Here is a 9658-nt window from a genome sequence, read left to right on the forward strand (position 1 = left end):
TAGACTTGGATGCAAATGTATGGCTAAAAAACCCTCATCGAATTTTAAAACAGATGCCCCCCGGGATCACCAAATGGAAGGTTTGAAACTTCCACCGCATTCCCTTGAGGCGGAGCAATCTGTTTTAGGGGGGTTAATGTTAGATAATGAGCGTTGGGATACCGTCTCTGAACGAGTCACTCATGCCGACTTTTTTAGCCGTCCCCACCGTACTATTTTCGCACAAATGCAGATCCTGCTTGAGCAGGGCAAGCCCATTGACTTAATCACCTTATCAGAATCCCTTGAACAACAAGGTGAACTGGATAGTGTTGGGGGCTTTGCTTACTTAGCAGAGTTATCGAAAAATACCCCAAGTGCGGCGAATATTAATGCTTATGCTGACATCGTCCGCGAACGTGCGATTGTGCGTGATATGATCTCTGTTGCTAATGATATTGCGGATGCGGGTTATGATCCTCAAGGGCGTAGTAGTGAAGATCTCCTCGATTTTGCGGAAACTAAAGTTTTCCAAATCGCAGAATCACGGGCTAATAAAGACGAAGGGCCAAAAGGCATCGAAGCCATTTTATCTGAAACCGTTGAAAAGATTGAACAACTCTATCAGCAACCGCACGATGGGGTGACAGGGGTTTCTACTGGCTATCAAGATCTCGATAAAAAAACAGCTGGGTTGCAAGGCTCTGACTTAATTATTGTTGCCGCACGTCCATCAATGGGGAAAACTACTTTTGCGATGAACTTGTGCGAAAATGCGGCAATGACCGAGGAAAAACCGGTGCTTATTTTCAGTTTGGAGATGCCAGGTAACCAAATCATGATGCGTATGTTGGCATCATTATCCCGTGTTGACCAAACTCGTATTCGTACTGGGCAGTTAGATGATGAGGATTGGGCGCGAATTTCAAGCACCATGGGCATCTTGATGGAAAAGCGCAATATGTATATCGATGACTCCTCAGGCCTGACGCCGACGGAGGTGCGATCTCGTGCGCGGCGTATTTACCGTGAGCACGGTGGGTTAAGTTTGATCATGATTGACTACCTTCAATTGATGCGTGTTCCTGCACTTTCCGATAACCGTACTCTTGAAATTGCCGAAATCTCTCGTTCCCTTAAGGCACTAGCCAAAGAGTTAAATGTCCCTGTTGTTGCGCTATCTCAGTTAAACCGTAGCCTTGAGCAACGCGCCGATAAACGCCCTGTTAACTCTGACTTACGTGAATCGGGGTCTATTGAGCAGGATGCCGACTTGATTATGTTTATCTACCGTGATGAGGTTTATCACGATAACAGCGAACTCAAGGGTGTCGCTGAAATTATCCTTGGTAAGCAACGTAATGGTCCCATTGGTACGGTACGTTTGACCTTTAATGGTCAATGGTCGCGCTTTGATAATTACGCGGGGCCTGCGTATAACGACGAAGACTAAATACTCGTCATATTTTGCGCTGTCGCGGTGTTGGCTTCATTCCCTAATCCTAGTCACATACTTATGTATGCTCCTAGGCTTAGCTCAATCGCCGCCTAGCGACAACTCAAACTATTTAGAGTATTGGCTAGAGTATTAAGATTAAATAGTTCTACTCGTCATATTTTGCGCTGTCGCGGTGTTGGCTTCATTCCCTAATCCTAGTCACATACTTATGTATGCTCCTAGGCTTAGCTCAATCGCCGCTTAGCGACAACCCAAACTATTTAGAGTATTGGCTAGAGTATTAAGATTAAATAGTTCTACTCGTCATATTTTTGCGCTGTCGCGGTGTTGGCTTCATTCCCTAATCCTAGTCACATACTTATGTATGCTCCTAGGCTTAGCTCAATCGCCGCCTAGCGACAACTCAAACTATTTAGAGTATTGGCTAGAGTATTAAGATTAAATAGTTCTACTCGTCATATTTTTGCGCTGTCGCGGTGTTGGCTTCATTCCCTAATCCTAGTCACATACTTATGTATGCTCCTAGGCTTAGCTCAATCGCCGCCTAGCGACAACCCAAACTATTTAGAGTATTGGCTAGAGTATTAAGATTAAATAGTTCTACTCGTCATATTTTTGCGCTGTCGCGGTGTTGGCTTCATTCCCTAATCCTAGTCACATACTTATGTATGCTCCTAGGCTTAGCTCAATCGCCGCCTAGCGACAACCCAAATTATTTAGAGTATTGGCTAGAATATTAAGATTAAATAGTTCTACTCGTCATATTTTTGCGCTGTCGCGGTGCTGGCTACACTCAGCTACGCAAGTCACATACTTATGTATGCTCCTAGGCTTAGCTCAATCGCCGCTTAGCGACAACCCAAACTATTTAGAGTATTGGCTAGAGTATTAAGATTAAATAGTTCTACTCGTCATATTTTGCGCTGTCGCGGTGTTGGCTTCATTCCCTAATCCTAGTCACATACTTATGTATGCTCCTAGGCTTAGCTCAATCGCCGCCTAGCGACAACCCAAACTATTTAGAGTATTGGCTAGAGTATTAAGATTAAATAGTTCTACTCGTCATATTTTTGCGCTGTCGCGGTGTTGGCTTCATTCCCTAATCCTAGTCACATACTTATGTATGCTCCTAGGCTTAGCTCAATCGCCGCCTAGCGACAACTCAAACTATTTGGGCATTAGAATTAGAGTATTAAAATTAAATGATCCATAAAAATAATATCGAATGGAAATTGATATTTTTTAGCGTATAACAAATAGAGAATATATTGAGCTGCCAACGTGCAGCTTAATTTTTGGCCAAATTAGAGAGAAACAACGAGGAAATAATGAAAGCGGCAACCGCATTGATAAACCGCCGCGCTCTGCGACACAACTTGCAACGGGTGAAAAGCATCGCTCCAAATAGCCAATTGATTGCAGTTGTTAAAGCAAACGCTTATGGTCATGGATTAGCTGGAGTCGGTATCGCAGTTCAAGAGCTGGTGGATGGCTTTGGCGTAGCGAGGCTCAATGAAGCTTTATTGCTCAGGCAGCATGGTATTACTAAACCTATTGTTTTATTAGAAGGTTTCTTCGAGCAATCTGACTTGCTTGTGATGGCTGCACAGCGTATCGATACTGTTATCCACTGTGTAGAGCAACTGGCAATGTTGGAAGCGGCCGACCTTCCACACCCACTGAAAGTTTGGATGAAGCTAGATACGGGAATGCATCGTCTTGGCGTGCTACCAAAAGATGCAGAAGGTTTTTACCAACGGCTGCAACGTTGTAAAAATGTTAAGCTTCCTATCAATATCGTCAGTCATTTTTGCCAAGCTGATGCTCCACTCCTTTCTACAACCGCAAATCAGATAGCTTGCTTTAAACAGTTTATAGCAGGCAAAGACGGTGAAAAATCCATCGCTGCATCCGCAGGGATCTTACTCTGGCCAGAAGCGCATTATGATTGGGTAAGACCGGGGATCATGATGTATGGGGCATCCCCACAAGAGGGGAAAAGTGCAGATAGTTTCGGTTTATTACCAGTGATGACATTAAAGTCATCTTTAATTGCGGTTAGGGAGCATTTTGCTGGTCAGTGCGTCGGTTATGGTGAAACATGGTGTAGCGATAGGGATACACGGTTGGGGGTTGTCGCAATCGGCTACGGTGATGGTTATCCGCGTAATGTCCCTTCTGGCACGCCAGTGTTAATTAATGGACGAAAAGTGCCAATTATTGGGCGTATTTCTATGGATATGACTGTCGTGGATTTAGGGCCAAATGCCGAAGATAAAGTGGGGGATGACGTTATTTTGTGGGGCAATGGTCTGCCAGTTGAAGAAATTGCCGCACAAACAGGCATCATTAACTATGAGTTACTCACAAAATTAACCTCACGAGTTGCGATGGAATATGTAGACGAATAGTTAGCAAAGGGTTATTTTCAAATAACAAAACGAAATAATGCTAAATAATGATTAGGAGATGTCCTGTGTTCCAACATGTTGATGCGTATCCGGGCGACCCAATTTTGTCGTTGATGGATGAATTTAATAAAGACACTCGTGAAAATAAAATTAACTTGAGTATCGGTCTTTACTACGATGGTGAAGGTAAAACGCCTGAACTGGGTACTGTTGGTACTGCGAAAGCTACATTAAACAAACTCCCTGCCAGTGCGTCGTTGTATTTGCCGATGGAAGGCTTGAAAGATTACCGCCTTGAACTGCAAAAACTAGTATTTGGCGAAGATAGCCCACTGATCGCTCAAGAGCGTATTGCAACCGTGCAAACTATTGGTGGTTCTGGCGCATTAAAAATTGGTGCGGATTTCCTACACCAGTACTATCCTGATTCAGAGGTTTGGTGCAGCGACCCAACTTGGGAAAATCACGCGTCTATTTTCTCCGGTGCTGGCACAAAAGTTCACTATTACCCGTATTTCGATGAAAAAACCAAAGGTGTTAAATTCGATGAAATGTTGGCAACGTTCAAAAAATTGACTGCAAATAGCATCATTTTAATGCACCCATGCTGCCATAACCCAACGGGTTCTGACTTAACGCCAGCCCAATGGGATGAAGTTACTAAAGTGGCGATTGAACATAAACTAATCCCATTTTTGGATATCGCTTACCAAGGTTTTGCCGAAGGTATCAACGAAGACGCCTACGCGATTAGAACTATGGTCAAAGCAGGGTTACCTGTATTTGTTAGCAACTCATTTTCTAAAATCTTTGGTATTTACGGTGAGCGTGCGGGTGGGTTATCAGTTATTTGCGAAAACCCAGATGAGCGTGACCGTGTATTAGGTCAGCTTAAAGCAGGCGTGCGCCGTCTATATTCAAGTCCTCCATCAAATGGTGCCAAAATTGTGGCTGCCGTATTGACCAACAGCGCAGAAAAAGCGAAATGGTTAGCGGAAGTGGAAGAAATGCGTTTACGTATTTTAGATATGCGTACAGTGCTGGTTGATGAACTGAAGAAAGCTTTACCTGAGCAAAACTTTGACCATTTGTTAAAACAACGCGGTATGTTTAGCTATACGGGTTTTTCACAACAACAGGTTACTCGCCTAAAAGACGAATTTGCAGTTTATCTAGTGGGAACTGGCCGTGTTTGTATGGCTGGGGTCAATCGTCATAATGTGAAACGCATTGTCGAAGCATTTGCTGCGGTTAGCCAATAGTTATTTACCCATAAAGAAAGTTATTCAATAAACGCAGGCTGAGCCCTGCGTTTTTTTTATCTTTTATCTGTAATAACAGCCATTACCTGATCACTGAGACGAAAAATAGTGTCCCATATATGAGTAGTTCTTAAGTATTTCTGAATGTATCATTAATGGGTTCAACATTTAAGACAGTATCCCCAGTTAAGGTCCCTTGACGTTCTTGTGCGACCCGATTCGATGATGTGAGATCGATAACACCATGTAACTTTAGCGTTGCGGTATCAATAACGGCAGCCTCACATGAAATAGATGTCAAAAAATAAAATAAGTATGAGCTACCCCGTCAGAAACTGGTTCTAATAGCTATCCACTGAAAGCCATATGCGATTTAGGTTCATTGTTGAGGACGGATGAACAATAAACTGATTTAATTGATATTATTGTATTAATAACTAGTTATTCGTTAGGTTAGAAAGAATACAGATGATATGAAGGGAAAGCCATGGCGGCTTTCCCTGTGCCTTTAGTTTTTAATAACCGCGCTCTAAAATAGGCTTTAAAAACCTTGCAGTATGTGATTTTTCACACTCAGCAACTTCTTCAGGAGTGCCGGAAATTAAAATTTCACCACCACCACTACCACCTTCAGGGCCTAAGTCGACAATCCAATCTGCCGTTTTAATCACATCAAGGTTATGTTCAATGACAACGATGGTGTTTCCTTGGTCACGTAACTGATGTAAAACAGCTAATAACTGTTGAATATCAGCAAAATGCAGACCCGTTGTTGGTTCATCTAAAATATAAATAGTTTGCCCAGTACCCCGTTTAGATAGCTCTTTGGCGAGTTTTACTCGTTGGGCTTCACCACCGGATAATGTGGTCGCGGATTGGCCAAGACGAATATAGGATAAACCTACGTCCATCAGGGTTTGTAGCTTACGAGCGAGTGCTGGGACGGCATCAAAAAATTCACGAGACTCTTCGATTGTCATATCGAGGACTTCATGAATACTTTTCCCTTTGTATTTGATTTCTAACGTTTCACGGTTATAGCGTTTGCCTTTACATTGGTCGCAAGGGACATACACATCTGGCAGAAAGTGCATTTCTACTTTAATGACCCCATCACCTTGGCATGCCTCACAGCGCCCACCTTTGACGTTGAAACTAAAGCGCCCCGGGTTGTAACCACGTGTTCTTGACTCAGGAACACCGGCAAATAGCTCACGAATTGGTGTAAACACCCCCGTATAGGTGGCAGGGTTTGAACGAGGCGTACGGCCAATAGGGCTTTGGTCAATATCGATAACTTTATCGAAATGTTCTATACCTTCTACATCCAAATAAGGGGCTGGAGTAATGGTTGTTGCACCATTTAGTTGGCGTTGAGCTATAGGGAATAAAGTATCGTTAATTAGTGTTGATTTACCAGAGCCTGATACCCCTGTGATACAAGTAAATAGACCAACAGGGATTTTTAGCGTCACATTTTTTAGGTTGTTACCCTTAGCACCAAATACAGTGAGTATTTTGTCTTTGTTAATAGGGACTCGTTGCTGAGGGATTTCTATTTTACGCTCACCGCTTAAATACTTACCGGTTAAAGAGTCTGGGTTCGTGACAATATCATTTAATGTGCCTTGAGCGACAACTTGCCCACCATGTACACCGGCCCCAGGCCCAATATCAATCACATGATCAGCGGCGCGAATGGCATCTTCGTCATGCTCTACGACGATAACAGTATTACCAAGATTACGCAGGTGGATTAACGTTTCGAGTAAGCGGTCGTTATCACGCTGGTGTAAGCCGATTGAAGGTTCATCAAGAACATACATCACCCCGACTAAACCAGCCCCAATCTGGCTTGCCAAACGAATACGCTGAGCTTCCCCACCAGACAAGGTATCCGCAGAACGTGAAAGACTAAGGTAATTAAGCCCCACATTAACTAAGAATTTCAGCCGCTCGCCAATTTCTTTTAATACTTTTTCTGCGATCTGCGCACGTTGACCCGTGAGTTTTAGATTTTGGAAAAACGCCATTGCGTGGCCAATGCTGTAATCAGCAATTTCAGGTAATGTTGTATTCTCAACAAAAACAAAGCGCGCTTCTTTACGCAAACGGGTTCCGTGACAAGAAACACAAGGGCGATTGCTTATGTATTTGGCGAGTTCTTCACGTACCGCGGTGGATTCTGTTTCTTTATAACGGCGCTCCATATTATTGAGCACCCCTTCAAATGGGTGACGACGAACAGTGACATCACCACGGTCGTTACGATATTTAAATTCGATCGTTTCTTTGCCTGAACCGTATAAAATAATTTTTTGGATAGCAGGACTTAATGAACTGTATGGCGCTTCTGCGTCAAATTTATAATGTTCTGCTAATGACATTATCATTTGAAAATAATAAAAATTACGGCGATCCCAGCCACGAATAGCCCCGCCAGATAGGGATATTTCTGTATTTTGGATAACCCGTTCAGGGTCAAAGAACTGCTGAACACCTAAGCCATCACAACTTGGGCAAGCCCCCGCTGGGTTGTTAAAGGAAAACAGCCGTGGCTCAAGTTCCATCATGCTGTAACCACACACCGAACAGGCAAAATTAGCAGAAAAAACCAATTCTTCTGCACTTGGGTCATCCATATCGGCAACAATAGCACTACCACCGGAAAGCTCGAGTGCGGTCTCAAAGGATTCGGCTAAACGTTGGGCGATATCATCACGAATTTTAAAGCGGTCGACAACAACCTCAATCGTGTGTTTTTTTTGTAATTCGAGCTTTGGAGGATCAGAAAGATCGCAGACTTCGCCATCAATTCTTGCTCGGATATAACCCTGTGTTGCTAAGTTATCAAGTAACTTAACGTGCTCGCCTTTGCGTTCTTTAACGACAGGAGCCAATAGCATCATCCGGCGGTCGGTAGGCTGCGCTAGTACATTGTCAACCATTTGGCTAACTGTTTGTGCTGCTAGTGGTATGTCATGATCAGGGCAACGAGGTTCACCGACACGAGCAAATAATAAACGTAGATAATCATGAATTTCAGTGATTGTCCCGACAGTTGACCGTGGGTTATGTGAAGTCGATTTTTGTTCAATCGAAATGGCTGGAGATAGCCCCTCAATATGGTCGACATCCGGTTTTTCCATTAAAGAAAGAAACTGGCGTGCATAGGCGGATAGGGACTCAACATAGCGGCGCTGACCCTCGGCATATAGGGTATCAAAAGCTAAAGATGACTTCCCAGAGCCAGACAAACCCGTAATAACAATCAGTTTGTCACGAGGGATAACGAGATTGATGTTTTTCAGATTATGCGTGCGTGCGCCGCGTACTTCGATATTATCCATTTACCACTTCCCGGATGATTTGATATTGAACAATCGCAAGCGATCATTATCACATAATTATGGCTGAATGGATATACAGTACTTGCCATATTTTTCTACTACTCCTATTTAAATTCTTAGTGCTGTTGGTTGTGCTTGGCTAGGTAGTTACATACTTATATATACCTTTGTAATGCTTTCGCTTGCCATCTAGCTATGAATTAAACAGTCTAGAGTGGGGAGTTTTAGTCTTAAAAATGTACAATTATACATAAGCTCAAGGGAAGAACGAATTTGTCGAAGGGGAAACGGTGAATTATTTTGTGTCTATACTGAAATTGCACTCAGAAATTACACTAAAATTTGGAAAGTGTTTCGCAAGTTCGAGGGGGAGTTTCAATTTCGTGGTGCAAATCAGCGAGGTCGTGGTAAACTTCTCGGCTAATCCAGAGATTAAAATTCAATGCATCAGGAGTAATAAATGGCCAGCAGAGGCGTAAATAAAGTAATTCTTATCGGTAACCTAGGACAAGATCCAGAAATCCGTTATATGCCTAACGGTGGGGCTGTGGCAAACCTGACTCTGGCAACTTCTGAAAGTTGGCGCGATAAGCAAACCGGCGAGATGCGCGAAAAAACAGAATGGCACCGCGTGGTTATTTTCGGCAAATTAGCTGAGGTTGCGGGTGAATATTTAAAAAAAGGTTCACAAGTCTACATCGAAGGTTCTTTGCAAACCCGTAAATGGCAAGATCAAAGCGGTCAAGACCGTTACACCACTGAAGTTGTTGTTAATATCGGTGGTTCAATGCAAATGCTAGGTGGTCGTGGTGGTGATTCGTCATCACAAGGGCAAGGCGGTCAGGGGGGTTGGGGTCAGCCTCAGCAGCCACAAGCTCAAGCTGCTCAACAATTTAGTGGCGGTGGTGCGCCAGCTCGTTCACAAGCACCAGCACCACAAACTAATGAGCCACCAATGGATTTCGATGATGATATTCCATTCTGAATGATATAAAGAAATTATTGTTAAGTAGCTTTTGAATTTGTTTATTTAGCTAATTGTTTTTTAAGTAAACGAGTGGAATGAAAAGCCCTTTGAGTGTGTAAACATTTAAAGGGCTTTTTTGTTTTCCTCAGCTTTGTTGTTATATAAAATCGTATAAATAATAATCTTGTAAAGATAGAGTTTCGTAGCTATTCTTATTTTGTAAATAAGGG

At 43.0% G+C, this 9658-nt stretch carries 6 protein-coding genes; 4 read left to right on the forward strand and 2 right to left on the reverse strand.

Annotation, left to right across the window (positions count from 1 at the left end; translation table 11 throughout):
* Positions 1 to 19 precede the first annotated feature (19 nt).
* From dnaB to RB151_RS02655, 3 genes are all read left to right on the forward strand, one after another.
* Complete coding sequence (gene dnaB, locus RB151_RS02645) at positions 20 to 1432, forward strand: replicative DNA helicase (protein ID WP_042848859.1); 1413 nt, start codon at positions 20 to 22, stop codon at positions 1430 to 1432.
* Between the two features lie 1334 nt (positions 1433 to 2766).
* The gene (gene alr, locus RB151_RS02650; protein ID WP_042848858.1) at positions 2767 to 3849 is read left to right on the forward strand and encodes an alanine racemase; all 1083 of its coding nucleotides are present in this window, start codon (positions 2767 to 2769) and stop codon (positions 3847 to 3849) included.
* Positions 3850 to 3914: 65 nt separating this feature from the next.
* Positions 3915 to 5111, forward strand: coding sequence for an aromatic amino acid transaminase (locus RB151_RS02655; protein ID WP_071547672.1), 1197 nt, complete (start codon positions 3915 to 3917; stop codon positions 5109 to 5111).
* A gap of 130 nt (positions 5112 to 5241) precedes the next feature.
* On the opposite strand, the gene RB151_RS24100 is transcribed toward RB151_RS02655, so the two are convergent.
* Positions 5242 to 5412, reverse strand: coding sequence for a hypothetical protein (locus RB151_RS24100; protein WP_158516012.1), 171 nt, complete (start codon positions 5410 to 5412; stop codon positions 5242 to 5244).
* Between the two features lie 214 nt (positions 5413 to 5626).
* Positions 5627 to 8461 carry an excinuclease ABC subunit UvrA gene (gene uvrA, locus RB151_RS02660; RefSeq protein ID WP_042848856.1) on the reverse strand — a complete coding sequence of 945 codons (2835 nt, stop codon included), beginning with the start codon at positions 8459 to 8461 and terminating at the stop codon, positions 5627 to 5629.
* A gap of 460 nt (positions 8462 to 8921) precedes the next feature.
* Between uvrA and RB151_RS02665 the strand changes: the two genes are divergently transcribed.
* Positions 8922 to 9446, forward strand: coding sequence for a single-stranded DNA-binding protein (locus RB151_RS02665; RefSeq protein ID WP_042848855.1), 525 nt, complete (start codon positions 8922 to 8924; stop codon positions 9444 to 9446).
* The last annotated feature ends 212 nt before the right edge of the window (positions 9447 to 9658 follow it).

It is taken from the genome of Providencia rettgeri (assembly GCF_001874625.1).
GTDB classification, from domain to species: domain Bacteria; phylum Pseudomonadota; class Gammaproteobacteria; order Enterobacterales; family Enterobacteriaceae; genus Providencia; species Providencia huashanensis.

Coding starts and splice junctions, on each gene's coding strand:
- dnaB (WP_042848859.1), top strand. CDS start 20: ATGGCTAAAAAACCCTCATCGAATTTTAAAACAGATGCCCCCCGGGAT.
- alr (WP_042848858.1), top strand. CDS start 2,767: ATGAAAGCGGCAACCGCATTGATAAACCGCCGCGCTCTGCGACACAAC.
- uvrA (WP_042848856.1), bottom strand. CDS start 8,461: ATGGATAATATCGAAGTACGCGGCGCACGCACGCATAATCTGAAAAAC.
- RB151_RS02665 (WP_042848855.1), top strand. CDS start 8,922: ATGGCCAGCAGAGGCGTAAATAAAGTAATTCTTATCGGTAACCTAGGA.